Origin of the sequence: Microbacterium sp. 69-10 (assembly GCF_001897945.1) — a bacterium.
Taxonomy (GTDB): Bacteria; Actinomycetota; Actinomycetes; order Actinomycetales; family Microbacteriaceae; genus Microbacterium.
The window spans coordinates 139,292-139,909 of the sequence record NZ_MKRT01000025.1 but is presented as its reverse complement, the minus strand read 5'-3'; the positions used below and the strand labels follow the sequence as shown (position 1 = coordinate 139,909).

At 68.9% G+C, this 618-nt stretch carries 1 pseudogene; it reads right to left on the bottom strand.

The window, feature by feature from the left end:
- Positions 1 to 618 (bottom strand): annotated as a pseudogene (locus BGN97_RS13710) (glucose-6-phosphate dehydrogenase); the annotation flags it as partial.

The following is a 618-nucleotide window of genomic DNA, read 5'->3' as shown; positions in this document are numbered from 1 at the left end:
CGCCCTGCCAGCCGCCGGCGTACTGTCCGCGGGCGGTGGCCAGCGAGATGTCGTCGGGCAGGCGGACCGCCTCGAGCACCTTCTCCTTCTCGGCGCGCAGGTGGTCGGCCGACATGCTGATCGGCTCCTCCATCGCGGTGAGGGCGAGCAGCTGCAGCAGGTGGTTCTGGATGACGTCGCGGGCCGCGCCGATGCCGTCGTAGTAGCCGGCACGGCCGCCCACGCCGATGTCCTCGGCCATCGTGATCTGCACGTGGTCCACGTAGTTGCGGTTCCACAGCGGCTCGTACAGCTCGTTGGCGAAGCGCAGCGCCAGGATGTTCTGCACCGTCTCCTTGCCGAGGTAGTGGTCGATGCGGAAGATCGAATCGGCCGGGAACGCGGCCTCGAGCGCGCGGTTCAGCTCGCGCGCCGTCTCCAGGTCGCTGCCGAACGGCTTCTCGATGACCACCCGGCGCCAGTGCGTGTCGTCCTGATGCTGGTCGCCGACCAGCCCGGATTCGCGCAGCTGCTTCGTCACCTCGGGGAACGCCTTGGGCGGGATGGAGAGGTAGTAGGCGTGGTTGCCCATCGTGCCGCGCTCGACGTCGAGCTTCTCGACGGTCTCGCGGAGACGCC